This window comes from Vibrio sp. 10N.222.51.C5, from assembly GCF_041474575.1.
GTDB lineage: Bacteria > Pseudomonadota > Gammaproteobacteria > Enterobacterales > Vibrionaceae > Vibrio > Vibrio crassostreae_C.
This window is the reverse complement of the sequence record NZ_JBFRUJ010000021.1, coordinates 20,903-47,161: the sequence shown is the minus strand read 5'-3', so window position 1 is coordinate 47,161 and position 26,259 is coordinate 20,903. Positions and strand designations below refer to the sequence as shown.

The window sequence follows — 26,259 nt, the reverse complement described above, 5'->3', positions numbered from 1 at the left end:
CAAACAACGTTTGCGTCGAAGTTTGTTCTTCAAAAGTCGTTAGGCCTATTGTTTCCACTTTACCGAAACGAAAAAGGCAGACCTTTTGGCCTGCCCTTATACTTTTTCGTCTTATCTAGTAACTAGTCTTTTGACATGCAGTTTAGATTCAACAGCATCAATTCACGCAATGCTACTGAGAACTTAGCAAACTCATGAACAGAACCTACTTTGAATTCGTTTAGGATGCTTTCCCAACGATGTAGAGAAACAGAGTTACTTTCCATCCAGTCATCAAGCGCTTTAATCACATCGATATCTGAAGCACAACCACAGTTAAGTACTTGACCAGTTAACTGGCGTTGCTGCCAATCCAGATCTTCTCTGAATGCTGCACGCGCCAGTGCTTGCCAGTTGTTGTCTATAGCTTGGCCATTGATTTGCTTCAAGAACCAGTGCAGTGACAAACGGTCGCCTAGGTTGAAGTAAAGCTTAGACGCTTGCTGTACTGTTTTACCTGTTTCACGAGCCACTGTAGATATATCCAGTGCTGAGTACAGGCTAGACAAACGAGCCACTGAATTAGCCAGCTCAGCGTTTACACCTTGGTCAATCCATACTTGAGCCATTGCTTGATGCTCTTCTACTTCTGAAGCCACTAGGTTTTCATCCAGCTTCTCAGTAATTGCGACGACATCACCTTGGTAAAGCTCAATCAATGCATTCACTGACTGTTTACCGGTACGGTTTCTTAGCAACCAGCGTGCTAGACGACGAAGCGTACGACGTACATGGTAAAGCAATTCGTATTGAGCTTCAGAACTTGAGATGTTGTCCAGTTCACGGATGCTCTTCAATACCTTACCCAGGCCGTAGATTTCACGTGATGCCGCGTAAGCATTCGCAATATCAACAATGTTCGCGCCCGTCTCTTCTTGCAAGCGAGTCACGAAGTTACAGCCCATCTCGTTAACCATTTGGTTAGCAAGCGCAGTCGCAATGATCTCTGCACGAAGTGGATGGTTATCCATGTGCTGAGAGTAGTTACGGCGTAACTCTGTTGGGAAGTATTGCATCAGTTGTTGAGCATGGAACTCATCATTCGCAATGTCATCACTCACAAGATCTTCTTTTAGAACCATTTTACCGTAAGCGATCAATACTGATAGCTCTGGTCTTGTTAGTGCTTGGCCCTGCTTCTCACGTTCTAGCAGCGTTTCGTCATCTGGGATGTATTCCAAACCACGGTCTAAGTACCCGGCTTTTTCCATTGTGTGGATAAAGCGGATTTGCTCTTTCACTAAGCCTACACCTTGATGCTCAGTAACAGAGATAGACTCAGCTTGGCAGTAAGCGTCGTCTAGTACGATTTCACCTACTTCATCTTCCATAGATTCAAGAACTTGGTTACGTTGCTTAACGGTAAGATCACCATTAGACACCAAGCCATTCAAGAAGATCTTAATGTTAACTTCGTTATCCGAGCAATCTACACCACCAACGTTATCGACAAAGTCAGTATTAACTCGACCGCCCGTTAGAGCGTATTCAATACGACCCAATTGAGTCATACCCAAGTTACCGCCTTCACCAACAACCTTAGCTTTCAGGTCACGGCCATCGATACGTAGCACGTCATTTGCACGGTCACCCACATCGGTATGAGTCTCACTAGAAGACTTAACGTAAGTACCAATACCGCCGTTCCAAAGTAGATCAACTTTCATAGACAAGATCGCTTTGATCAAGTCGTTTGGTGCCATTGATGCTTTCTTGGTACCCAGCATTTTCTGAATTTCAGGTGTCAAAGAGATAGACTTCGCTCGGCGAGAGAAGATGCCACCACCTTGAGAAATCAGGTCTTTATTGTAATCTTCCCAACTTGAACGAGGCAGATTAAACAGACGGTCACGCTCTACCCAGCTTGATGCTGATTCTGGGTTCGGGTCAATGAAGATGTGCATGTGGTTAAACGCAGCTTGCAAGCGAATGTGCTTAGATAGCAGCATACCGTTACCAAATACGTCACCCGCCATATCACCCACACCAATGGCAGTGAAGTCTGTGCTTTGACAGTTAATACCCATTTCGCGGAAGTGACGTTTAACCGATTCCCAGCCACCTTTCGCCGTGATACCCATGGCTTTGTGGTCGTAACCGTTAGAGCCACCCGATGCAAACGCATCACCTAGCCAGAAGTTGTACTCTTCAGCTACTGAGTTCGCTAGATCTGAGAATGTCGCGGTGCCTTTATCGGCTGCAACAACCAAGTATGGGTCATCTTCATCGTGACGAACAACGCTCTTAGGTGGGATAACCTCACCTTCAATGATGTTGTCTGAAACGTCTAGCAATGCACGGATGAAGCGCTTGTAACAACGTTGACCTTCAGCAAAAATCTCGTCTCGGCCAGACATCATGTGTTGACGCTTACAAACGAAACCACCTTTAGCACCAACCGGTACGATAACCGTGTTCTTAACTTGTTGCGCTTTAACTAGGCCTAGAATCTCAGTACGGAAGTCCTCTTGACGGTCTGACCAACGTAAACCACCGCGTGCTACTTTACCGCCACGTAAATGCACACCTTCAATGTCTGGTGCGTAAACGAAGATCTCAAACGCAGGAACCGGCGCAGGGATATCTGGAATCTCGCTTGGTCTCATTTTCAGAGCCAACCAAGGTTTAGACTGCTTATTCTCGTCTACTTGGTAGTAGTTAGTACGAAGCGTTGCAGTGATCATTTCCATGTAGCGACGAATGATACGATCATCATCCAAGCTTTCTACATGATCCAACTGTTCAGTGATCTTCTTAATAAGATCTTGTTGGCCTTTTACGCTGCCCTTCAGTTTCGGGTCAAAACGCTTGCCGAATAGGCTCACTAGCCCTTTCGCTAATTCTGGGTAATGAGACAATGTGTCTTCAATGTATTGTTGGCTGAATGGGAAACCAACTTGACGCATGTAACGAGCATAAGCACGTAAGATTGAGATTTCACGGCCAGAAAGACCAGCGCCAAGTACTAAGCGGTTGAAACCATCGCTGTCTAACTCACCCGCCCAGATTGCCGCAAAGGCTTGTTGGAAAAGATCGCGAGCTTCACGAAGATCAATGGTCTTATCGCTCTTGTGCAGCATAGAGAAATCAAGGATCCAATAGGTCACACCGTTGGTTTTACGCACTTCATATGGAGATTCACCGATAACGCGTAGGCCAAAGTTTTCAAGCATTGGCATAACATCAGAAAGGTGAATTGGCTCATCGCTGTGGTAGAACAACTTCAAACGAACGGCTTTTGAATCTGCCGCTTCTTCTTGAGGACGGTAGAAAAGCATACCCAGTTTGTTGTCTTCACTTAGCGCTTCTAAACGTTCAATGTCGGCAACAGCAGAACCTGGCATCATGTCTTCTTTGTACGAACGTGGGAATGCACGCATGTACTCTTTCGACAATGGAAGACCTTTGCTTTCACCGAAGTTTGCAATGATAGATTCAGACAGACGGTCATCCCACGTAGACGATACTTCCATTAAATTTTGCTCAATTGTTTTCACGTCCACATCCATGTTGTTGTTATCAACACGAACAATATAGTGCGTTCTTGCTAGCGGGCTTTCAGAGAAGTACGTTGTAAATTCAACCTCTTCTTCACAACCAAAGTACTGTTTCAAGATGCGCTGTGTTTGGCGACGAAGCTCAGTGTTGTAACGATCTTTTGTTACGTAAACCATGCAGCTAAAGAAACGACCAAACGGGTCTTTGCGAACAAACAAACGCAGGAGATCGCGATCTTGCATTTGTACTACGCCCGTACCGACTTCTAGTAGCTCTTCTTCTCGAGCTTGCAGCAGTTCATCACGTGGGTAGTTTTCAAGAATGTTGTGCAGCGCTTTGTAAGAGTATGAACCTTCACGGTAACCACTCGCATCCAAAATACGTTCTACTTTCTCGCGAACAAGAGGAATCGTTTCAACGGTTTGGTTATAAACGGCAGATGTGTAAAGACCAGTAAAGCGGTGCTCACCAATGACCTTACCGTTCTTATCGAACTTCTTAATACCAATGTAATCGTTGTAAGCTGGGCGGTGAATGCGTGAAGCCGTGTTGCCCTTGGTTACGATAAGCACATAAGGCTTTTTCGCTTCAAGACGTGCCGAATCAGAAAACTCAGATAGCTTAACGTTACGTACACGATCTGAGTTCGCAAACAAACCAAGACCTTGCTCCTTGGTCGGTTGCAGTTCAGTGTCGCCGTTAACTGAAACTAGGTCATATTCCTTATAACCCATGAATGTAAAGTTGTGTTCACCTAACCAACGAAGAAACGCCAACGTTTCATCAAAACGTTGGCCATCTACAGGAATGCTCTCTTTCTGCTTTTCTACTTGATTGGTTACTTCTTCAAGTCGTTCTACCATCTTCAACCAATCGTTCACAACTAAGCTAGTATCGGTAAAGATATCCAGTAGCTCCGTTTTAAGAGCTGTCATTTCAGCTTTACTGCTAAGACGGTCAACCTCAATATGGAAAAGCGATTGGAATGCACCTTCGTTATTGCTTACACCGACAACACTGCCCTTATCTGAGCGAGAGATTTGTGTTGGGTTATGAAGCATAAGGTGAGAAGAAAGGTCTAGGCGAGTCAATGCCATTTTTACGGAATCAACAAGGAATGGACTGTCTGGAACGACTATCTCAACGATAGTATGAGTAGACTGCCAACCTTGACGACTTACCGTCGGGTTGAATACGCGTACAGAGATTTCGTCGGCTTTCTTTTCATTGATGTGATGCCATAAGCTAACTACAGCACCATATAAATCGGATTCGTTTCTCTGAGTTAGATCGTCGTGAGAAACGTTACTAAACAAGTGTTGAGCAAGTTGAGTTACGAGAGGTCGATGAGCAAGGTCAAGTTTGTCTTGAATCAGCTTGTAAACTTTTTCAAGTAAAACTGGAACCACAGTTTCACGTGCGGTCATAGTCACACTCCACAATTAGAATTATATTTTATTATTAGGGGGATCACTTAATCTGGTGTTTGAAACGTGCCGTTGAGCGCTTTTCTACTAACGAGTTAAGCAAAGGTAATGCATTCATTTATTGTAAAAGCATTATTGAGAAATAGTTAATTGTTTTGGAGGTGGTAAGAGGTGAAATGTTTGATTATGTGATTAAGATTCCTTTTAACTCACTAGGCATGCCAAGGTTTACAGAGCTTCTAACTTAATAAACTTATTTTTTTGGTCAGTTGTCAGCCTAAACTGCCCTCTAACCCCTATTTGTGTAAGAAATGGTCTGAATCGAGTTGCAGGTAACTGTAAGCGTAAACCTGTTGTTGTTATCACTTGAACTTTACTTGCCGTACCAGAATAGCTGGCCAAAAACTGCTGATATGAGATGTTAAGTTGGAAAATATAGCGACTCATACGATACCTGTATAAATATACAGTGCCAGTGTTTTTTGGCACTTTTAGATGTCTGACGGTGAAACTGAACTTGAAGCTGCTCTAGCTTATCGAAAATTCGATGAACCAGAAACAAAAAATCAGTGGCAGATATTCTCTACCACTGATGACCTTTCGTTGTAGCAAACAGTTACCTGAATGCGCGCTGACTTAAGCCTCTAGTGCTTTCGTCACTTTCTCAAACAAGTCTTTTGCTAGGTTGTCCATGTTCTTTAACGTCTCTAGTTCTTTTTTGATCAGAGCTTGGCGTTCATCATCGTACTTACGGAACTTAAGTAGCGGGTCAATCAGACGTGAAGCCACTTGCGGGTTGCTGCTGTTCAGTTCACGTAAGATCTCGCCTGCAAATGCATAGCCTTGACCAGACTTGTCGTGGAATTGAACCGGGTTCATGTTTAAGAATGAACCGACCAAGTTACGGGTACGGTTCGGGTTCTTCAAACTGAACGCCTGGTGCGACATCGACGCTTTGATCACTTCAAGTGCGTTTGAACTTGGGTTTGTACCTTGCAATGCAAACCACTTATCCATAACAAGACCATCGTGTTTCCACTTGTCACTGTAATCCACCATCAAGGTTTCACGACATGGTAGTTGTGCACTGTTTGCCGCGCCCATTGCTGCCATCGTATCTGTCATGTTATTCGCTTGTTGATACATCGCAACAACCAAGTCATTACCCTGCCCAGTATGAGCTAAGTAACTTAAGCAAACTTTACGTAGAGTACGCTTACCAATCGAATCGTGATCGATCGTGTATTCTGTTAGTGCGTGGCTGTGATAAACCGCCGCTAACTCGTCTTCAAGTTCTGCAGCTAATGTAACTTTCATCGAGTTAAGAACCGATGCGACCGCATCAATATCAACACGCTCATACCAACCTGATACTTCATTGTGGCTTGGTAGAGAGAGCATTTCTGCAATAAACGCAGGCTCTAGTGAATCACTCAGCAGTACGCCACGGAATGCATCAACAACAGAATCAGAAAGCTCAAACGCTTGACCCTGTTGAACCTTCTCAACGTTACTGCGGATGTACTTCGCTAATAGCATTTGACCCGCATCCCAACGAGAGAACTCATTGCGTGCATTTACCATTAGGAAGATCAGTTCTTCATCTGAATAGTTGTACTCCAGTTTCACTGGCGCAGAAAATTCACGAAGTAATGATGGGATCGGTTGCTCAGAAACGTTTTCAAACACGAACGTTTGCTCTGCTTCTTTCACATCTAATACATTATGAACTGGCTTACCGTTACATTGTAACTCAACAACTTCACCCGCAGCTGTGTACAGCTCGATATCAAGAGGAATATGCAGAGCCTGCTTTTCCGTTTGCTCATGAGTTGGCGCTGTTACTTGGCGAGTTGTTAACGTGTACTGTTTCTTCTCTGCGTCGTACTTACTTTCAACAGACAGCGTCGGCGTACCAGATTGGCTGTACCATAAACGGAACTGAGATAGGTCGATGCCCGACGCATCTTCCATTGCCGCGACGAAGTCTTCACATGTTGCAGCCGTACCATCGTGACGTTCGAAGTAAAGCGTCATGCCTTTTTGGAAACCGTCTTCACCCAACAATGTGTGGATCATTCGGATCACTTCACTGCCCTTTTCGTACACAGTCAAAGTATAGAAGTTATTCATTTCTATCACTTTTTCTGGACGAATTGGGTGAGACATCGGACTTGCGTCTTCAGCGAATTGTGGCCCGCGAATAATACGAACATTGTTGATTCGGTTTACTGCGCGAGAGCCAAGATCAGATGAGAACTCTTGATCGCGGAATACGGTTAAGCCTTCTTTCAAGCTCAGCTGGAACCAATCGCGACAAGTCACTCGGTTACCGGTCCAGTTATGGAAATATTCATGGCCGATTACTGCTTCAATACCTAGGTAATCTGTATCCGTTGCAGTTTGGTCGTTTGCTAGAACGAACTTCGAATTGAATACGTTCAAGCCTTTGTTTTCCATCGCACCCATGTTGAAGAAATCAACGGCTACGATCATGTAGATGTCTAAGTCGTACTCTAAGTTGAAACGTTCTTCGTCCCACTTCATTGAGTTGATCAAAGAAACCATCGCGTGGCTCGCACGGTCTAGATTGCCTTTATCAACAAAGATTTCTAGGTCAACTTTACGACCCGATTGTGTAGTGTATGCGTCACGAAGTACATCAAAGTCACCCGCTACTAAAGCAAACAAGTACGCTGGTTTTGGATGTGGGTCTTGCCACTTCACCCAATGACGACCGTTTTCAGCTTCACCTTCATCTACACGGTTACCATTACTTAATAAGAATGGGTTCTCTGCTTTGTCTGCAATTACCGTTGTAGTGAATTTCGCCAACACATCTGGGCGATCCATGTAGTAAGTGATACGGCGGAAACCTTCAGCTTCACATTGAGTACAGAACGCGCCACCCGACTTGTACAAGCCTTCAAGTGCGCTATTCCCTTCAGGGTTAACTTCAGTAACGATGGTTAGAGTAAATTCTTTTGGAAGGTCATTCAGCGTCAGTTGAGTTTCAGACTGCTCGTACTGAGTCCATTCGTTGCCTTCAACCAAAACAGAAACCAACTTCAAGCCTTCACCATCAAGTACTAATGTCGTGCTGTCTTTCTCCTGCTTAACACTAGAAACAGCCGTAACAATGGATGCTGAGTCGTACAAATCGAAAGTAAGATCGATTTCAGAAATCGTGTGAGATGGTGATTGATAATCTTTACGATACTTGGCTTGAGGTGTATGTGCCATGACGGGTTCCTTTTGATCGTTATACGTAATTATTTTTTAACTGTATATATCTAAAGGTTGAGCGCCAATAAAACAAGGGGAATATTAAAAAAAGGAGGCATTGTAAGAAAATGCCTCCATGTTTTGCTATTTTATCAATCAAATCAGACAGGAACGCCTAAGAAATGAACTGTGCACAATATTATCAACGAGTACGCCGTTACTGCTAAAACTCACGATTATCGAATGCGATTGAGTACCGCAAACATATCTCCCTCTTCACCTTGCAGCGTTAACACATCACTGTTCAGTGTATATCGAGTGCCGTGTTCACCGTTCTCATAAAGTAACACTAGTTGATCGCCTTCTGTGTAATACACCCCGCGACGAATGACTTCACCACCTTCTTCATCTGATACTCGGAACATGAATATAAAGTCCGGCTGAAGGACTAAATCCATTTTTTGAATGTTACTCGCACGTAGATCGCTTCCAGACAGTTGGGCACTGGACCAGATTCCCGCCAATGCATTTGGCAAGGCCTTGGTGAACATAACACCGTTAAGATTCAGCATGTTGTGATTACTGCTGTACGCGTAAACCTGAGGTTCTGAGGTATTCAAACCCAAAATAATCGTGTCTTCATTGGCGTTATACAAACCTTCCCAATGATCGACACTGTAGTCTTTCTTTTGGATATCGATAGTGAATGAGTAGTTTGAATCAAGAGTGAGCTTGATCGCTCTAAAGTTTTCAGTGCCTTGCTCAGGATCAGGATTCATCAAATACCAATCACCAAGCAGCAAAGGAAGGTCAAAATGAGATAGATTACTATCACTTTTTGATTGTTGGTTACTCGAAGCGACCTCGCTCCCAAAAGCCACAAAACTTAAACAAGATAAAAATAGTAGAATCCATTTCATACGCGCCCCCTCGTTTTCTTTAAGCTTAGGCACGTAATGATTAGAAAGCGAAAAAATATGATCCAAGTCACTAAATTTTAAGTGCGAAGTAACTTAAGTGTCATTATTCAACACAAAACAGAGCTAAATTACCCTGAATATTGAGTGTTATTTGCGCCAACCTAAACGGTTACAATCAGATATTCCTGTCAAATCATAGACACAAAAAAAGCGAGCCCAGGCTCGCTTTTTAATTGCGTATCTTTAACTTTAAACAATCACCTTTTAACAGGCGGTTGCTCTATTTTTTGATCATATCCAGCATGATAGCAACTGATTCATCAAGATAAGCATCCGGGGCTTCGTAGTCTTTTGGAATATCATCCAACGTTTTAAATGCCTCTAACTTAGCGGCTTTTTGACGTTGGTTAATACGCTCTAGACGAAGCGCATCCGCATCATCACTCTCTTGTTGACGAACCTTTTCATTCAGAGAAAGGTCATTGTCGTCTTTATCTGCCTTATATTTTTCAATATCTTGCGCGATAAAGCCAAATTCCATGTCTGTTGCGATACGAGCTTCGTGTTTAGCCGTCAACGCTGCGATCTGCTCATCGTTACGCTGTAACACTGAGTACTTCGCTTTATCAATGCTGTCCCAAGGTAGAGCATTGTCTTCAACACTTTCACCAGTATCTGCCGGGTCTATTGGCGTTGGGTAAGCAATATCAGGTACTACACCCTTGTTTTGCGTACTACCACCATTGATTCGGTAGAATTTTTGGATTGTGTATTGAACGTAGCCTAACTCTTTATCGAACAAATCATAAATATGATTCAAAGAGCGATGCTGTTGCACCGTACCTTTACCGAAAGAGTTTTCACCCAAGATAATTGCACGGCCATAATCTTGCATCGCTGCTGCAAAGATCTCAGATGCCGAAGCACTGTAGCGATTCACCAATACCGTTAACGGGCCTTGGTAACTGATTTGACCATCAGTATCGCTGTTCACTTTGACACGACCGTAGCTATCACGAACCTGAACAACAGGTCCTTCTTTGATAAACAAACCAGAGAGTTCAGTTGCTTCAGTCAGTGCACCACCACCGTTGTTTCGGAGGTCAACAATAATACCTTCAACACCTTGCTCTTTAAGCTCGGTGATCAGTTTATCGGTATCTTTAGAAAGGCCAACGTAGAAACTTGGTACTTCTAATACACCAATTTTCTTGCCGTCTTTCTCGATCACTTCTGATTTAACAGCGCGGTCTTCTAAACGAATCTTATCGCGAACAATTGTGACAACGTGACTTTTTGCATCTTTACCATCTGGCAAGATCTGTAGCTTAACTTTGGTCCCTTTAGGGCCTTTAATAAGTTGTACTACATCGTCTAAACGCCACCCGATAACATCAACAATTTCTTCGCCATCTTGACCAACACCAACAATGCGGTCTCCATCACTCAATTGTTTGCTGTTTGACGCAGGGCCACCAGCAACTAAAGAGCGAATAACGGTGTAGTCGTCTGTCATCTGAAGCACAGCACCAATACCTTCTAGAGATAGGTTCATCTCAGATTGGAATTGTTCTGCATTTCTTGGAGAAAGGTAACTTGTGTGAGGATCAACTTCACGCGCAAATGCGTTCATGTAGATCTGGAAAGCATCTTCATTATGCGATTGCGTAATACGCTTCATCGCATTGTTGTAACGCTTTTCCAAAACTTCTTGAATCTCTGGCCACTCTTTACCAGTAAGTTTTAGATTCAACGCATCATATTTAACGCGTTTTCTCCAAAGCTCATTCACTTCAGCGATATCTTTTGGCCATTCCGCTTCACTACGATTGAGCTCAATACTTTCATCGGTATCAAACTTAATCTCTGTATCTAGCAAAGACAATGCATATTGAAAACGTTCAAAACGCTTCTGCATAGACAGATTATAAACATCGAATGCAATCTGGTTATTGCCCGATTTCAGCTGATCATCAATTTGTTTAGATGACGCAGAGAAAGAGTCAATATCAGCTTGAGTGAAGATATTACGATTATAATCCAGCATCTCTAAGTAACGATTAAAGATAGCTTGAGAGAAATCATCGTTGAGATTGAAGTGTTTATAGTGAGAACGAGTAAATCGAGAAGTAACACGTTTACTAGCAGTTTCGTGTTGGACCTCAGGAGCGAGTAGAGGTAAATCGTCCTGATCTAATTTGGCTTCAAGAGCCTGAGCTGAAGCTGCTAGCCAAAAGCTAGCAGCAATCAGTGTCAATTTTGAACGGCATTTCATGCGTAGGAGTATCTCCTTTAAGCGCGCAAGTGCTCCGCTTTAACAACCATTTGTAGGCCGTTTGCTAACTGAACACGCACATCTTCCTTATTGATTTCAACAATGGTCGCAGCCATGTTTCCTTTACCCATGTTCACATTTACTTCTTTGCCAGCGATGAATTCGTCAGCGTTCAAAGCGCGTGTTTCTACAGGCTTTTCTACTTTTGGTGCTTTAGGCGCTTGACGACGAGGCTGTTGAGCTTTCTTCGCCTTAGGTTTCGCTTTGCCTTCTTCACGAGCTTTTTGTGCTTGTTCTTTACGACGAGCCTGAACTTTCGCTTTGCTTTCAGCAAGTGTAGCTTTAGCGTGTTCAACGTGCTCTTCTTCTAGTGTGCCACACGCGTTGCCGTCTAGGTCAACACGTTCTGCGCCAGCTTTTACGCCGTGCAGGTAACGCCATGATGATGTGTACTGTCTTAACGCTGCACGAAGCTGAGTCTTACTTACTTTTTCGTCTTCATTTAGACGTTCAGCAAGATCTTGAAAAATACCAATTTTAAGTGGCTTCGCTTCACCTTCTAGAGTAAAGCATTTAGGGAAACATTCAGCAATATATGCGATAACTTCTTTGCTGTTTTTTAACTTTTCAGTGTTTTCCATGTGGGTTCCTGGTTTTTGCGGTTTTCCGCGAGCATTAAGAAAATATTTTTACGTATTATAGAGAGATGCTTGGGAAAAACCACAGTAAGAGAATAATTTATGCCTTGTTCGCGTGCGAATTAAGCAGCTTTTCCACTTCTGCCATGAAAAATGTCAATCCGTCCTCGTCAATTTGAGAAAAACGACCAACATTTGGGCTATCAATATCAAGAACGCCCGCGATTTTTCCGCCAATCGAGAACGGAATAACGATTTCTGAGTTACTTGCAGCGTCACAAGCGATGTGACCTTCGAACTCATGAACATCATGAATGCGCTGAACTGTATTCGTCGCAACCGCAGTTCCACACACACCACGCCCGACCGGAATTCGCACACAAGCAGGTTGACCTTGGAAAGGGCCCAGTACAAGTTCGTCTTTTTCCTTAGCTAAATCCTGCTTCATTAAATAGAAACCCGCCCAATTCAAGTCATCCAATTCCATGAATAATAATGAACTGATATTAGCAAGATTAGCAGTTAGATCGGTTTCTGATTCAATTAATGCAACGGCTTGTTTGGTTAAGCGTTGGTAATGTTCTATTTTCATATTAACTTCCAATTAAATTGAGACTTCCATTATCAAGAGAACGCAGTAGAATGCGGCCATCAAACTAAATAGGACTTATTCTCATTACAATGAACAATTCAGAAGACACTATTAGCCGTTCTTGGTTAATAACTCAAGTAAAAAAACACAAGTCCAAATTACTGTTTGCTAACATTATTGCCATATTTGCAACTCTCATTAGTGTCCCTATCCCGTTGCTCATGCCATTAATGGTTGATGAAGTATTACTCGATAAGCCCGCTTCAGGCTTAGAGATGATGAACCACCTACTTCCATCTTCATTACAAACACCGACTGGCTATATAGCACTAACTTTGTTGTTAGTGATTATCATGCGCTCCGTTAGCCAAGCGTTGAACATTCTGCAAGGGCGTCAGTTTACGCTTGTGTCCAAAACAATTACCTATCAAATGCGCAGCAAGATGATAGATAAGCTTGGTCGCATCAGTATTAGACAATACGAAACCAAAGGCAGCGGCGGTATCAACGCCCACCTAATTACAGACATAGAGACCATTGATAAGTTCATTGGCTCGACTCTTTCTAAATTTATCATCAGCTTCCTGACCGTGTTCGGGACAGCGATCGTGCTGTTGTGGTTAGAGTGGCGTTTAGGATTGTTCATTTTATTGGTCAATCCTGTTGTAATTTATTTCTCCCGTAAACTAGGCAGCAGGGTCAAACACCTTAAGAAATACGAAAACCAATCTTTCGAGCGCTTTCAAAACCGTTTGGTGGAAACCTTAGACGGCATTTACCAACTGCGTGCGGCGAATAAAGAACGTATCTTTCTCGATGAACTTAAGGTTCAAGCAAACCAAGTAAGAATCGATGCAGACAAATACGCTTGGCAATCTGAAGCTGCTGGCCGTGTTTCGTTTCTGCTGTTCTTACTAGGTTTCGAGCTTTTCCGTGCCGTCGCTATGCTAATGGTGTTATTCAGTGACTTAACCATTGGTCAGATTTTCGCGGTATTTGGCTACTTGTGGTTCATGTTAGGCCCGGTCCAAGAGCTACTAGGGATTCAATTCTCTTGGTATAGCGCGAAAGCGGCACTACAACGCATCAACGATCTTCTTCAGTTAGAAGAAGAGAAGCGCCCTATCAGTAAAGTGAACCCATTTACTGAAGATCAAGAAGTGACAGTCGACATTGAAGACGTTACATTCTCTTACACATTAGAAAACACTGTTTTAAACAGGCTATCACTACACATTCCAGCAGGGAAAAAAGTCGCCCTAGTGGGTGCAAGCGGTGGTGGTAAATCAACGTTGATCCAGTTGTTAATTGGGGTTTATCAAGCCGACTCTGGTTGTATACGCTTTAATGGTGAAACAACGGACGACATCAGCTTTGACATAATACGCAGTCAAATTGCCGTTGTTTTACAACAACCTATACTCTTTAACGATACATTAAGGCATAATCTGACCCTTGGTGCTGAATACGATGAAATGTCGTTGTGGCGGGCGCTTGAAGTCTCTCAAATGCAAGATGTTATCAAACAGCTGAGTAATGGCTTGGATACGCAAATTGGTAGGAATGGCGTTCGACTGTCTGGCGGTCAACGACAACGCTTAGCGATCGCCCGCATGGTGCTGAGTAATCCTAAGTTTGTTATTCTTGACGAAGCGACATCTGCACTGGATACAGCAACAGAGTCAGCACTGCATAAAGCACTAAGCGAGTTTTTGAAAGATCGCACAACTTTGATAGTGGCTCATCGATTATCAGCGGTGAAACAGGCCGATCTAATCTATGTTTTAGAAGATGGGCAAGTCACACAGACGGGAACGCATGGTGAATTGGTTGAACAACAAGGACTATATCAAACACTCTATGGCAGTGTGCAATCGCACGCCTGATGTTTGTGGCTCTGAGTCTTTAAGTCGGGTTGCTAACCTAACTTACGTTTCAACTTGGGAGGTCGCGTGACCTCCCCATCCGTAACCAACCCTTTATCAACAAAACACCAATGCGACAGCAGCTCAGTGCGTCTTTGCCAGGGCTGCGAACTTCCCGTAGATAAAATGGACATCCCTTTAGGGAAATCAGCTTACTGCCCAAGATGCGGAACTCAGCTTTATAGAGGCGGTACCCCTAGCCTCTCTGGAAACCTAGCAATCGCAATTACCTGCTTATTGCTGTTTATCCCATCGCACTTTTTTGAATTCATCAGTATTCGCCTGATTGGCGTCATGATACCCGCGACGTTACCATCGGGTGTTTTTACCTTAATGGGCGAAGGCTTTCCTCTGCTTGGCTTACTGATCCTGTTCTGCAGTTCGATCGCTCCGTTGCTCGTGTGTACATCGGTACTCATTACCCATTTATCATTGCGATTCAAATTTTTTACACCATTTAGGTATGCGTTAGCCATCATCCAGACATTAAAACATTGGATGATGTTGGATGTGTTTCTGGTAAGTTTGGCGGTCTCATGTTTCAAACTGCAAGATTACTCAGATATTTTTGTCGGCCCTGGATTGGTTGGCCTCATTCTTCTGCAGCTTTTCAGTGTATTGTTGGTAAGCCGCATCAGCGTGCGTCGCTACTGGGAAGCTTGGGCAAAAGAATCTGACTACTCTTTTGCTGAGAGTAAGAACGTACACTGTCACAACTGTCACCTATCTCAGCCTGACGGTCATACTTGTGTGCGTTGTCACCATGACTTATATCACCGCAAGCCCTACTCTATACAGAAGACTTGGGCTCTGCTATTTGCCGCATCTGTGGCTATTGTGCCAGCCAACGTCATTCCGATTTCTATTCTTATTACCAACGGTCAAAGGCTAGAAGACACCATCATTTCCGGTGTCGCTTCGCTGATTAATAGCGATATGTATGGCATCGCTGCGATCATTTTCATTGCCAGTATCGTCGTGCCAGTCGCGAAAATACTGGGCCTCGCGTACATCTTAATCTGTATCAAGATGAAGCGCGCCGTTTACCACAGGCAACGTATGACCATCTATTTCATCGTGAAATGGGTGGGGAAATGGTCGGTAATGGATCTGTTCGTTATTTCGATCATGATGACCTTGGTCGACCGCGGACAAATTTTAAACTTTACACCAGGTTATGGTGCAGTCGCTTTTGGCGTCGTAGTTGTTCTCACGATGCTAGCAGCGGAAAGCTTAGATCCTAGGCTAATTTGGGATAACTACACCTCTAAAGATGAGTCAGTGAATGAACAACGATAACCAATCACAAACGTCATATTCACCAGAAGTAAGGAAAAACAAAGGCATCTCACCTTTGTGGATTCTGCCGATATTAACCGTCGCCTTAGCCGGTTGGTTGGTCATGAAATCGATACACGATGCTGGACAACGTGTGCAGATATACTTCTCAGATGCCGCAGGTTTAGTCGCAGGTCGAACAACGATTCGTTACCAAGGCTTAGAGGTGGGTATGGTGCGTGACATCACCTTGTCCAAAGATTTATCGAGCATCTATGTCGATGCTGACATCTACCCAGAAGCGAAGAAGCTACTTTCAAAGGGCACACGTTTCTGGCTCGTAAAACCAACGGCGAGTTTGTCTGGTATCTCAGGGTTAGACGCGCTTGTTTCGGGTAACTACATTGCTATTCATCCTAGCGAAACCAAAGAAGAACCAGAAACCGTTTTCCAAGCCCTAGAATCGTCCCCTTCTGATTTACTCGCTTCTGAAGGTTTGAACATTTCACTGACAACCAAAGATCTGGGCGGTGTGTCTGTTGGCTCTCAAATCGTTTATCGTAAAATTCCAATTGGTGAGGTTTACAACTACCAGTTAAACGACAACGCGAAGTCCGTTACGATCCAAGCGTCGATTAAAGATGAATACAGCCATATCATTACCGACCAAAGCCGTTTTTGGAATGTCAGTGGCTTAGGTGCCAGTATTGGATTTTCAGGCGTCGACGTGCGCTTAGAAAGCCTAAGCGCGCTGCTTGGCGGTTCAATTGCGGTTGACTCTCCCGGAGAAGGTCAGCCCGTCGAGATGAACACCAAGTTCAAGCTCTACCCAGATTTGAAAACCGCCGGTCGTGGCATCTCTATCAAGATCGCCGTGCCAGATGACAACAAGATCAGCGCAACAGGCGCTCCGATCATGTATCGAGGCATTGAAATCGGCCAGATCACTGATTTATCTTTAAGCGAAGGTCGCGAAAACGTGGTCGCATCTGCAGCTATCCAACCGGCATTCAGCGACTTTTTAAATGGCGGGAGTAAATTCGTTTTAGAAGAAGCTGAATTGTCACTCACTGGTATGAAAAACATTGCCAACTTAGTGACAGGTAACTTTTTAACCTTGGTACCGGGCGAAGGTGAAAAAGCGCGTCGATTTACTGCGATTCGTAAAAACGAGTTCAGTCAGGAACAAGAAAAGTCAGTCGCGATTCGCTTAACATCGAACAATTCATTCGGATTGGATGTCGGTACACAACTGCTCTACAAAGGCATTGCCGTTGGCTCTATCATTCAAGTTGGCTTAGTTGATGGTGTTGGCACTGGCTCTGACAAGCACGAAGTGTTTATGGATGCGCTTATCGATAACGAATATGCGCACCTAATCAAAAGCCACAACCGTTTCTTTGTGACAGGCAGTGCGACCGCAGAGCTGACCGAATCAGGTCTAAGTGTTACGGTTCCACCGGCAAAGCAGCTTCTTACTGGCTCGATCAGCTTTGTGAGTGAAGGTAAACCTGAAGCTCGAACTGACTACCAGCTTTTCCAAAGCAAATCGTTAGCAGAAATCGCTAAGTTTAATCAGTCAGGTTCAAAGACGCTTTCGTTATTTGCTAGTGAGTTACCTTCAATTTCTAAAGGCAGCCCACTGCTCTACCGTAACCTACAAGTGGGTAGCATTTCGGATTTTCAGCTTGCAGATGGTGGTGTAAGAATCAAAGTCACGATCGAAAATCGTTACACGCACTTACTCAATAAGCATACGGTTTTTTGGAACCGCTCAGGCGTTGAGATTGATGCTTCGCTATCGGGTATTAGTATTAAAGCGGCACCCGTTAAAACGCTAATTCAAGGTGGTATTGCTTTTGATTCGCTTCCCGGTATAGACAATAAGCTTGGTGATGTGTGGAAGCTGTACAAAGATTCTAAATCCGCTCGAAAATTTGGCCGCGCGATTACGATTACCTCTTCTGGTGATCAAGAAGTCAGCAAGGGTATGGCGATCAAATACCAAGGTGTCACTGTAGGTGAGGTCACTTTGGTGATTCCTAACTTCAATAAAGGCGGCATTGAAATTACCGCGCGAATCTTACCTGAGTACGTTGACAAGATTGCCGTGGCGAACAGTCACTTCTGGTTGGCAGAACCTGAGATCGGCCTTAATGGCATCAAAAACGTCTCTGCGCTTCTCTCTAAGCACATCAACGTAGATCCGGGCAATGGTGACAGAAGTACGAAATTTAAGCTTAGCAAAGGACCAGTGCAGCCTGAAGGCAAGATATTCCAGCTACAAAGCGAAACGCGAGGCTCGGTGTCTGAAGGCACACCTATCCTATTCCGAGAGCTAGAAATCGGTAGTGTTATCGATGTTCAACTCGGCGAGTTTGCTGACCGCATCATCTCTACGATTCAAATAGAACCTGACTACGCGTATCTGATCCGCGCAAACACTGTGTTCTGGAACGTGTCGGGTGTCGATGTTTCTATCGGTCTCTCGGGTGCAAACATCAAAGCCGGAACGGTAGACAGTTTATTAAGAGGCGGAATTACCTTCTCAACGCCACCGACAAGTGAACTTCAGCCTGTGGCAAGCGAAGATCAATCTTTCTATCTATACCCTCAAGCAGAAGATGAGTGGAAGTCATGGAGAACCGCGATTCCTCGCCCATAGAGTGAATCCTCAGAAGCTCCATGCAAATTAATACAGCTTAACGAAGATTAATTCTTCATCAAAATGCAGCCATTCGGCTGCATTTTTGTTGTTTGCCGTAAATATGGTTTAGGACGACCTCATTTTGCTTTAAACTCCCCGCATTAATGCAATAATTCGAGATACTCTTTTGCACGCTAACGTATATATTCCTGAAGAATTCCTGACGCACATCGAAGCGATCATGCCTAGTCACCTAGATATGGCTTCTTTTGTTGCCTCATGCCAAAAACCACTTCGTAAAAGTATTCGAGTCAACACACTGAAAATCAGCGTTGAAGACTTCCTAGTACGAGCAAAAGAGAAAGGCTGGGAACTGGAACCTGTACCTTGGTGTGAAACAGGTTTTTGGATTACAGCCGATGAAAGTGAAGCGCCTCTAGGTAATACGGCAGAACACATGTCTGGTCTTTTCTACATCCAAGAAGCCAGCTCGATGATGCCACCTTCGGCACTTTTCCAAGGTGAAGCTGATTACCAAGCGGTGTTAGACACTGCGGCAGCACCCGGTTCTAAAACAACGCAAATCGCTGCGCTAATGAATAATCGCGGTGTATTGGTTGCCAATGAGTACGCAGCAAGCCGTGTGAAAGTCCTTCACGCTAACATAGAACGTTGTGGTGTTCGTAATGCCGCTCTAAGTAACTTTGACGGTCGAGTTTTCGGTGGTTGGTTACCAGAACAGTTTGATGCAGTGTTGCTAGACGCTCCCTGTTCTGGCGAAGGTACCATTCGTAAAGACGCCGATGCGATGAAGAACTGGACGTATCAATCTGTGGTCGATATTGCCGACACGCAAAAAGATCTGATTGAAAGTGCATTCCATGCTCTTAAACCTAATGGTGTTTTGGTTTACTCAACGTGTACGCTTAGCACCGAAGAGAACCAACAAGTGTGTCATCACTTAAAAGAAACCTTTGGTGATGCGGTTGAATTTGAATCTCTTGAATCACTATTCGACAACGCAAAAGCAACCACGACAGAGGAAGGCTTTCTACACATCTTCCCTCAAGTTTATGACTCAGAAGGTTTCTTTGTTGCACGTATCCGTAAATTAGCGTCTGTTACTCCACCAGAAGTTAAAAAACGTATGGGTAAATTCCCATTTGAAAAAGCATCAAAGAAAACTCAGCAAGAAGTCGCTGAACAACTAATGAGTACTCTCGATATCGAATTGCCAAGCGATACTCAGGTTTGGATTCGCGACAAAGACGTTTGGCTATTCCCAGAAGCGCTAGAGCCGATGATCGGTGAGTTCCGTTTTTCTCGCATGGGAATCAAGATCGCTGAAACCCATAAAAAAGGTTACCGCTGGCAGCACCAAGTAGCGACAACGCTCGCAACAGGTAATGAAGCTAATGTTGTAGAGCTTAGTATTGAAGATGCTCGTGAATGGTTCATGGGCCGCGATGTTCGCCCTGAAAACTTGTCAGGAAAAGGGGAAGTACTAGTGAAGTACAATGGTGCAATCATCGGCCTTGGTAAGTGGGTTGGCAACCGAGTGAAGAACGGTTTACCACGCGAACTCGTGCGCGATAAGAACCTTTTCTAAAAGCGTTCGCACTGAGTACACCTTAATAAACAAAAAGCCCAAACAACGTTAATTGTTTGGGCTTTTTCTATTCTATCGGCCATATAAGTCAGTGTGCGAGCGCTTGTAAATCAACAGCTAATTATATAAATATCAATTCAAGTCACTATTTCCAAAAAGAAAAATCGCACTTTAGAGAATCTAAACTAGACTTCAATCTAACAGTCAAAAGATTAAAACGATTAGCGTAGGCTCTTCGGAGCCCTTTCCCCTAAGCCCAAACAGGAAGGTTTGGGCTTTTTTTTGACCGAAAGGACCGCTTACTTAACTAAGCTGATACCTTCTTTGTCGATAGTGATCTTGCCAGATTTGTATAGACCACCAATTGTCTTCTTGAACGTACCTTTGCTGGTTCTGAATGCAGAGAAAATAACTTCAGGAGAAGACTTATCATTCAAAGGCAGGTAACCGCCTTTCTTCTCAAGCAGGTCAAGAACCTTAGTGCTTAGGTCATCCATCTTAGCCACACCAACCTTCTGAAGAGACAAATCAATCTTACCGTCTTCTTCACGAACGTTTTTAATGTAGCCTTTTAGTGTTTTACCAATGAACAGCTTACCGATGATGTCAGATGGGAAAATCATACCCCAGTGTTCACCGTTCACGATCGCTTTGTAACCTAACTGGCTGCGCTCAGCGATAATGAGATCGACTTGCTCATTTTGCTTATAAGTCGCAGGCGTGTTGTCTAACCATTTGTTGAACTTCGTTGTACCAACGATACGGCTCGATGCTTTATCGATATACACATATACTAAGATTGACTGACCTTCGTTTAAACGGCCACGCTGCTCGCTGAAAGGAACAAGAAGGTCTTTACCTTTCACGCCCCAGCTCATGAATGCACCAGTGCTGTTAACACCTTCAACCGTCATCAAACCAAACTGGCCTACTTGAGCTATTGGTTTTTCAGTCGTTGCAGCGATCTGGTTGTCAGAATCTATGTATAAGAAAACATCTAGCTTTTGACCAATTTCAACACCTTCAGGAGTAAATCGTTTCGGCAGCAACACGGTTCCATAGTCGCTCGCGTCAAGGAATACACCGAAGTCTGCTTGTTTTACTACTTCTAAGTTGTTTATTTGACCAATATTAATCATCAAGGTTGTCTCTACTTTAAATTTGGCGGAGATTATACGTGATCTCTGATATGCTTTCGCTAGTTTCATTCATATTTTTACATTCTAGGAGACATCGTTGATCACCGTTGATAAACAAGATGCGATAACACTTAAAATTAACCATGCCATGGCTAAGACCAAAAAGCTCGACATGGACGTTTATCTATTCATTCCCGGTGAACTTGGACTGACTCCTGAAGTGCTTTCTGAAAGTGCCTTTTTCTACAGCTCAATCACTCAAAAACGTGCCTACTATAGTGACAAAACACTTTTACCTTTGGTACACAGTCGCTTGGCAAAACGTGGACGCTTATCTACAACACAGTATCGTGTCAGTTTGAGTCTGTTTGCCTACCAATATGTTATCGCGTTAGATAAAGCAGTCAGCAGCTTAAATAAAACTGATAGTGACGACGTAACGGCTGATGAAGTAGATGAAGTCATTGAATTGGCTTTAGATATCTTGAAGAAGCTACGCCGAAGCATCCCTTACGAAGAAAATCTCAAGCGCTACTACGCTAATATCGATAACTACCTATCTTGGTATACCGAGCAAAAGTTCCTATCGCTAGTTTCACACATGCCACGAGGTAGTGAGTATTCAACGATTAAAGAACGACTCTTAACGCTTTGTGATAAAGAGACCGCGCACCGTAAACTGAACCGCTACAACTCAGCAAGAGTTCGAGAGGACGTTACCCGCTTGAGTAACAAGATGCGTTTGCTGCGTCGTTTGATTGAACACCCTATCGTGCTTAAAGAAAAGACAACGTCGATGGGTAAGAACGTTAAGCGTGCCGTGAAAGGCATCGCGACCGGTTTGGTGATGGTTGTCGTGACCACTACTGTGATCTTGGCTCGTGACTTTCTTGGTGAGATTACCGCCTCTTTCATCGTGGCAATGTCTTTCATTTACGCACTGCGTGAGATCTTTAAAGATGACTTGAGAGACATCCTTTGGCGCTGGCTGCGTAAAGGCAAGCCAAAATGGAAGCGTCGTTACTATGATCCAACGACCAACAAGTCAGTAGGCCATAAACTGGAATGGTTGGACTACGCAAATTTTTCTAAGCTTGCAGATCGCATTCAGTCGATCCGTAAAAAGCGTGTGGTACAACGTGAAGAGCAAATCTTGCATTACCGCTCTCATACTGAGATGTCGACATCGACCTTTATGAGTGGTTATGAGGAGACTCGTGAAACGTTATCGATCAGCCTCAGAGCGCTGACACGGTTGATGGATAAAGGCTCAAACAAGATCTACCGCTTGAATGAAGGACAAGTGAGCCGCGAATCAGTAGAAAAGCGTCATCTTCTCAACCTGATCATTAAAGAGAACAACCATGATAACGAACCAACCTACTACCGTTGGAAGATCGTTATGAACCGTTCAAAAATAGTTGATATTGAGCAGATCACTCAAGAGTCATAGAGCCGTTATAAAGTTCTCTATAACGGTATGTGGAAACCATTCACATACCGTTGTTTTATCTCTTCAACGTTACCCATGACTTCTAAACCAAAATCTATTATTTAATCGCTATTTTCTTGAAGGGACTTTCTTAATTGAAAGCGTAAGCGTGAACTCCGCCATCGGCTCGTCACCATGTAAAGATGGGCAAGTCGCGATAATGGTTACGGGTTGATTGACCCGTTCTCCGGTCGACATGGTTTCTGCCAGCATAGTGTTGATCAGCTCACCGTCGTTACAAGTGAAATGCACATCACCTTCAGGGCGCTTCAAAAAGTTACCCGTCACCTCTTTAAATGCCAACGAGATCTTTTCACCTTGCTGCTGAGATTTGCTCATCGCAAGAAACCCACCCGCGACATCCGCACCTACAGCCAAAACGCCAAAGTACATACTGTTAAGGTGATTCTTAGTACGCCTTCTAAGCGGGATTTTCACTTCAACATGTTGGTTGTCCAACGCGAGTAGTTTTGGTCGGCACAACCAGATAAGTGGGACTTTGAAAAAGCCAAACATGCTTAAGTAGAAATTTGCTTTTTGTAGAGGGGTCAACATTCGGATTACCTAGTCAAATCAGTCATCAGACCAGTTAATCGATTAGCGATAGAGATGTCAAAAAAATGTTACAAAAAAGAGATATCATCGCATAATGATATCTCTTTCATTCTCAAAGCTTTAGCGCTTCAAATAAACGGATAGAGCCAGTTGACTTACTAAGACAACAAACCGATTTATGCAGTCACGACCGTTTCTACGCCTTCAAGATCAGCTATGTAACCTTGTAGACGTGGGTAATCCACTAAGCCTTGAGTTACTAGCAGCACTGGCTTCTTCGCGTTCAGGGTTGCTTTAACAATCATATCCAACAAAGTAATGACCGCCTCATTTTGTGGATCAAAAGCGTGTTGCTGAGCTTCATTGTGTTTGTCTACGCCTAAAGTGAAAGACGCTAAGCTATCAACGTTTACCACTACACCATCGAAGTAATGCAGTAAACGTTCGCTCAGTAGCACTGCAGACGGCACATCGCACGAGAACAGTACTTTCAAACCGTTAAGGCCGCGTGGTAGCCCTTGCTCGGCAAGCAGGTCAATAATCTTAGCGGCATCGCTTAACGCACGAACGTAAGGCACAACTACTTCAACGTTGATGCCCTGCTCACGTAATGCCTTAATAACCTGACATTCTAAAGCGAAAGCCTTGCTGTATTCTGGTGTCGCGTAACGAGCAACGCCACGAACACCTAGTGCAGGGTTAATCTCTTCTGCTTCACAGTTCCCGCCAAGCAGCGAACGGAATCCATAGCTGTCTGCACTGCTTAATGCGATACGAACAGAAGTGTGATTTGGCTGAACGGCAGCTTGAATGGCAATCACTAAGGACGAAACAAAATGCTCATCGACTGTTTTATCGCCAAGGATCGCTTCTAAAGACGTTTTTTCAATATCAGTCAAAGTATCTAAGTGACTCTCGATACTTGGGTGGTAGAAGACACGATCCATCACTAATTCTGATAATGAAACGTATAAGTGGTTAGAATTATTATTATCGTTGTAAGAAGGCAGCACATCACCTAAGACGAGTTCTGGGTGCAAAGTGCTTTGATTTTCTTGAGTCATTGCTGCTCCAGCATTTTTATGTTGTGTTCAAACGAAAATACCGATAGCTGCCTGTTAATACAAGTGAAATTCCCTTATTTGACGCTGGCCTGCTGATAAAAATAAGAATATTAGCAATAACTGAGATAACTTTGACTCAATAGAGTTTATTCCTCTGTTCAATTCCGTTATCTTAACCACTTCGCAATAGAATAAAAAAGCTATCACATGCCATTAAAAACTGATGAGTTGAGAACCCAAGCTCTGGGTCCTATGCCAACTCCTGCCGAACTAGGCAATGCACACCCTATTACTGACGACGTTGCTGAGCGCATTAAAAATTCTCGCCGCCAAATCGAAGATATCCTAACTGGTCGTGATAACCGCCTATTAGTTATCGTAGGCCCTTGCTCTGTTCACGATACAGATGCGGCACTTGATTACGCTGAGCGCCTAAGCAAAATTCAAGACCAGTACAAAGATGAACTGTTCGTTGTAATGAGAACCTACTTCGAGAAGCCTCGTACTGTTGTAGGTTGGAAGGGTTTGATTACAGATCCTAACCTTGATGGTTCATACGCACTTGAAACAGGCTTGAACAAAGCTCGTAAGCTTCTGCTAGATATCAACAAGCTTGGCCTAGCTACCGCGACTGAATTCCTTGATATGATCACAGGTCAGTACATTGCAGACCTTATCACTTGGGGTGCGATTGGCGCTCGTACAACTGAATCTCAGATTCACCGTGAAATGGCTTCTGCACTGTCTTGCCCTGTTGGCTTCAAGAACGCGACCAACGGCAACATCAAGATTGCTATCGATGCAATTCGTGCAGCACATGCTTCACACTACTTCTACTCTCCAGATAAGAACGGCCGCATGACGGTTTACCGTACTTCTGGCAACCCATACGGTCACGTTATTCTACGTGGTGGTGACAAAGGCCCCAACTTCGACGCTGAATCTGTAGATACTGCATGTAAGCAACTGGCTGAATTCGATCTGCCTCAACGTTTGGTTGTAGACTTTAGCCACGCTAACTGTCAGAAGCAACACCGTAAGCAGTTAGAAGTTGCACAAGACATTTGTGAGCAAATTAAATCTAACAAGAACCAAATTGCAGGCATTATGGCAGAGAGCTTCATTATTGAAGGCAACCAGCCAATGACAGACATTAACAACCTAGAATATGGCAAGTCGATTACTGACCCATGCCTAAGCTGGGAAGATACTGCAACAATGCTAGACATGCTTGCAACAGCAATTAAAGATAGAAACTTAGCTTAAGGAAACAACACAATGCCATCATTTGACATTATCTCTGAAGTAGAAGCAGTAGAACTGCGTAACGCAGTAGACAACGCAAACCGTGAACTATCGACTCGTTTCGATTTCCGCGGCGTTGACGCAAGCTTTGATTACAAAGATGAATCAGTAAAATTGACTGCTCAAGACGATTTTCAACTGAAGCAAATGCGCGATATCCTTCGCAGCAACCTAACGAAGCGTAATGTTGATCCTAACGCGATGGAAGCGAAAGCGGCAGACCAAACAGGTCGCACTTGGCACCAAACGGTTATCTTTAAGCAAGGCATTGAAACTGATGTCGCTAAGAAGATCGTTAAGCTAATCAAAGACAACAAAGTTAAAGTTCAAGCTTCTATCCAAGGCGACAAAGTTCGTGTTACTGGTAAGAAGCGTGATGACCTACAAGCTGTTATGGCTCTAGTTCGCGGCGGTGAACTTGGTCAACCTTTCCAGTTTGACAACTTCCGCGACTAATTATTGAGTTTGAGCGACCGCCTATTTGGGTTGCTCATTCATCAACACAATGTCGTGTTTGAAATAGCAAAAAGCCACTTCTCGAAGTGGCTTTTTATTTATCTGGTCCAGCTTTAGTTTTATTCTGAGCCTCTAGCCGATTTCAAACAACCAGAAAGCTCTCATTTCAACTAGA

At 43.8% G+C, this 26,259-nt stretch carries 17 protein-coding genes; 7 read left to right on the top strand and 10 right to left on the bottom strand.

All coding sequences use genetic code 11. The annotated features are described in order from the left end of the window. Nucleotides 1-122: 122 nt before the first annotated feature. From AB4558_RS07875 to AB4558_RS07845, 7 genes are all read right to left on the bottom strand, one after another. Nucleotides 123-4,964, bottom strand: a complete 4,842-nt coding sequence (locus AB4558_RS07875; protein WP_017063846.1) for an NAD-glutamate dehydrogenase — start codon at nt 4,962-4,964, stop codon at nt 123-125. Nucleotides 4,965-5,192: 228 nt separating this feature from the next. Further along, nucleotides 5,193-5,411, bottom strand: coding sequence for a DUF2835 domain-containing protein (locus AB4558_RS07870; RefSeq protein ID WP_372158500.1), 219 nt, complete (start codon nt 5,409-5,411; stop codon nt 5,193-5,195). Nucleotides 5,412-5,600: 189 nt separating this feature from the next. After that, nucleotides 5,601-8,207, bottom strand: coding sequence for an aminopeptidase N (gene pepN / locus AB4558_RS07865; RefSeq protein WP_017071899.1), 2,607 nt, complete (start codon nt 8,205-8,207; stop codon nt 5,601-5,603). A gap of 218 nt (nt 8,208-8,425) precedes the next feature. After that, nucleotides 8,426-9,109 carry a hypothetical protein gene (locus AB4558_RS07860; protein ID WP_017068918.1) on the bottom strand — a complete coding sequence of 228 codons (684 nt, stop codon included), beginning with the start codon at nt 9,107-9,109 and terminating at the stop codon, nt 8,426-8,428. 280 nt (nt 9,110-9,389) lie between these two features. After that, nucleotides 9,390-11,384: a carboxy terminal-processing peptidase gene (gene prc, locus AB4558_RS07855; protein WP_017068919.1), complete on the bottom strand. Its 1,995-nt coding sequence runs from the start codon at nt 11,382-11,384 to the stop codon at nt 9,390-9,392. A 17-nt stretch (nt 11,385-11,401) separates the two neighbouring features. Next, entirely contained in the window at nt 11,402-12,025 is a 624-nt protein-coding gene (gene proQ, locus AB4558_RS07850; RefSeq protein ID WP_017057223.1) for an RNA chaperone ProQ, read from the bottom strand. A 97-nt stretch (nt 12,026-12,122) separates the two neighbouring features. Next, entirely contained in the window at nt 12,123-12,614 is a 492-nt protein-coding gene (locus tag AB4558_RS07845) for a GAF domain-containing protein (RefSeq protein ID WP_017059689.1), read from the bottom strand. 89 nt (nt 12,615-12,703) lie between these two features. Between AB4558_RS07845 and AB4558_RS07840 the strand changes: the two genes are divergently transcribed. The 4 genes from AB4558_RS07840 to rsmF all read left to right on the top strand — a co-directional run bounded on the left by AB4558_RS07840 (nt 12,704) and on the right by rsmF (nt 20,073). Continuing rightward, a complete protein-coding gene (locus AB4558_RS07840; RefSeq protein WP_372158497.1) occupies nt 12,704-14,500 on the top strand; it encodes an ABC transporter ATP-binding protein in 1,797 nt (598 codons plus the stop codon). 54 nt (nt 14,501-14,554) lie between these two features. Next, the gene (locus AB4558_RS07835; protein ID WP_372158494.1) at nt 14,555-15,838 is read left to right on the top strand and encodes a PqiA/YebS family transporter subunit; all 1,284 of its coding nucleotides are present in this window, start codon (nt 14,555-14,557) and stop codon (nt 15,836-15,838) included. After that, complete coding sequence (locus AB4558_RS07830) at nt 15,825-18,482, top strand: MlaD family protein (protein WP_108123720.1); 2,658 nt, start codon at nt 15,825-15,827, stop codon at nt 18,480-18,482. Before AB4558_RS07835 ends, AB4558_RS07830 begins: the two co-directional genes overlap by 14 nt. A gap of 169 nt (nt 18,483-18,651) precedes the next feature. Further along, nucleotides 18,652-20,073, top strand: coding sequence for a 16S rRNA (cytosine(1407)-C(5))-methyltransferase RsmF (rsmF, locus tag AB4558_RS07825; protein ID WP_372102810.1), 1,422 nt, complete (start codon nt 18,652-18,654; stop codon nt 20,071-20,073). 299 nt (nt 20,074-20,372) lie between these two features. Here rsmF and AB4558_RS07820 read toward each other — a convergent pair whose 3' ends face one another. Continuing rightward, nucleotides 20,373-21,281, bottom strand: a complete 909-nt coding sequence (locus AB4558_RS07820; protein ID WP_017059694.1) for a S1 RNA-binding domain-containing protein — start codon at nt 21,279-21,281, stop codon at nt 20,373-20,375. A gap of 28 nt (nt 21,282-21,309) precedes the next feature. Here AB4558_RS07820 and AB4558_RS07815 point away from each other — a divergent pair, with 28 nt between their 5' ends. Continuing rightward, nucleotides 21,310-22,665: a hypothetical protein gene (locus tag AB4558_RS07815; RefSeq protein WP_017063834.1), complete on the top strand. Its 1,356-nt coding sequence runs from the start codon at nt 21,310-21,312 to the stop codon at nt 22,663-22,665. 108 nt (nt 22,666-22,773) lie between these two features. On the opposite strand, the gene AB4558_RS07810 is transcribed toward AB4558_RS07815, so the two are convergent. Together AB4558_RS07810 and AB4558_RS07805 are read right to left on the bottom strand one after the other, a co-directional pair. Continuing rightward, nucleotides 22,774-23,259, bottom strand: a complete 486-nt coding sequence (locus AB4558_RS07810; RefSeq protein ID WP_017059696.1) for a PaaI family thioesterase — start codon at nt 23,257-23,259, stop codon at nt 22,774-22,776. A gap of 176 nt (nt 23,260-23,435) precedes the next feature. Further along, on the bottom strand, nt 23,436-24,323 hold the full coding sequence (locus tag AB4558_RS07805) for a putative PEP-binding protein (protein WP_372158490.1): 888 nt from the start codon (nt 24,321-24,323) through the stop codon (nt 23,436-23,438). Between the two features lie 207 nt (nt 24,324-24,530). On the opposite strand from AB4558_RS07805, the gene AB4558_RS07800 reads away from it, so the two are divergent. Both AB4558_RS07800 and AB4558_RS07795 read left to right on the top strand, forming a co-directional pair. Beyond that, a complete protein-coding gene (locus AB4558_RS07800; RefSeq protein ID WP_017059698.1) occupies nt 24,531-25,589 on the top strand; it encodes a 3-deoxy-7-phosphoheptulonate synthase in 1,059 nt (352 codons plus the stop codon). A 12-nt stretch (nt 25,590-25,601) separates the two neighbouring features. Next, on the top strand, nt 25,602-26,084 hold the full coding sequence (locus AB4558_RS07795; protein WP_017063832.1) for a YajQ family cyclic di-GMP-binding protein: 483 nt from the start codon (nt 25,602-25,604) through the stop codon (nt 26,082-26,084). Nucleotides 26,085-26,259 lie beyond the last annotated feature (175 nt).

What these genes read in the sequence shown, in the direction of transcription:
- AB4558_RS07870 (WP_372158500.1), bottom strand. Translation starts at nt 5,411, where the DNA reads ATGAGTCGCTATATTTTCCAACTTAACATCTCATATCAGCAGTTTTTG.
- prc (WP_017068919.1), bottom strand. Translation starts at nt 11,384, where the DNA reads ATGAAATGCCGTTCAAAATTGACACTGATTGCTGCTAGCTTTTGGCTA.
- AB4558_RS07795 (WP_017063832.1), top strand. Translation starts at nt 25,602, where the DNA reads ATGCCATCATTTGACATTATCTCTGAAGTAGAAGCAGTAGAACTGCGT.
- AB4558_RS07800 (WP_017059698.1), top strand. Translation starts at nt 24,531, where the DNA reads ATGCCATTAAAAACTGATGAGTTGAGAACCCAAGCTCTGGGTCCTATG.
- AB4558_RS07810 (WP_017059696.1), bottom strand. Translation starts at nt 23,259, where the DNA reads ATGTTGACCCCTCTACAAAAAGCAAATTTCTACTTAAGCATGTTTGGC.
- AB4558_RS07820 (WP_017059694.1), bottom strand. Translation starts at nt 21,281, where the DNA reads ATGAAACTAGCGAAAGCATATCAGAGATCACGTATAATCTCCGCCAAA.
- AB4558_RS07845 (WP_017059689.1), bottom strand. Translation starts at nt 12,614, where the DNA reads ATGAAAATAGAACATTACCAACGCTTAACCAAACAAGCCGTTGCATTA.
- AB4558_RS07860 (WP_017068918.1), bottom strand. Translation starts at nt 9,109, where the DNA reads ATGAAATGGATTCTACTATTTTTATCTTGTTTAAGTTTTGTGGCTTTT.
- AB4558_RS07830 (WP_108123720.1), top strand. Translation starts at nt 15,825, where the DNA reads ATGAACAACGATAACCAATCACAAACGTCATATTCACCAGAAGTAAGG.
- proQ (WP_017057223.1), bottom strand. Translation starts at nt 12,025, where the DNA reads ATGGAAAACACTGAAAAGTTAAAAAACAGCAAAGAAGTTATCGCATAT.
- pepN (WP_017071899.1), bottom strand. Translation starts at nt 8,207, where the DNA reads ATGGCACATACACCTCAAGCCAAGTATCGTAAAGATTATCAATCACCA.
- AB4558_RS07875 (WP_017063846.1), bottom strand. Translation starts at nt 4,964, where the DNA reads ATGACCGCACGTGAAACTGTGGTTCCAGTTTTACTTGAAAAAGTTTAC.
- AB4558_RS07805 (WP_372158490.1), bottom strand. Translation starts at nt 24,323, where the DNA reads ATGACTCAAGAAAATCAAAGCACTTTGCACCCAGAACTCGTCTTAGGT.
- AB4558_RS07840 (WP_372158497.1), top strand. Translation starts at nt 12,704, where the DNA reads ATGAACAATTCAGAAGACACTATTAGCCGTTCTTGGTTAATAACTCAA.